The organism is Dethiosulfatibacter sp. (assembly GCF_983023055.1).
In genome coordinates this window covers 1,885-2,229 of record NZ_CEZJXU010000339.1, presented here as the reverse complement: position 1 = coordinate 2,229, position 345 = coordinate 1,885, and the positions used below count along the sequence as shown (strand labels likewise).

Genomic DNA, 345 nt, shown 5'->3' with positions numbered 1-345 from the left:
AGCCTCTAGATTCAGCGAGCATGATGCGAGAGCCCATATTCTATGGAGGGGAATCTGCATACATATTTCAGTATCGAGACTTGGCTGTAGAGCGATACTCAAAGGATAATGATTGGTTTACTGAAAACAAGGGATATGAGATAGCTGATGTAAGGGAGGTAATACTTTGTATTGAAGAAATTCAAAACGAAAAATTAAACTTCACCTTACAGAGCATGAAAGAGCTACCGCCTGAAGAGTGGTCGATGTTACCTGCATTTGTTTTTTCTAAAGATGAAATACTTTCTTGTACTTCAACCCCAAGTGACGTATTAGATAAAATTCTTGAGTCATTCTGCCTTCCGG

The 345-nt window shown here is 39.1% G+C and carries 1 pseudogene; it reads left to right on the top strand.

Annotated features, from left to right (window positions below):
• Positions 1-80 precede the first annotated feature (80 nt).
• Positions 81-345: pseudogene (locus AC3AX0_RS10660) on the top strand (hypothetical protein); the annotation flags it as partial.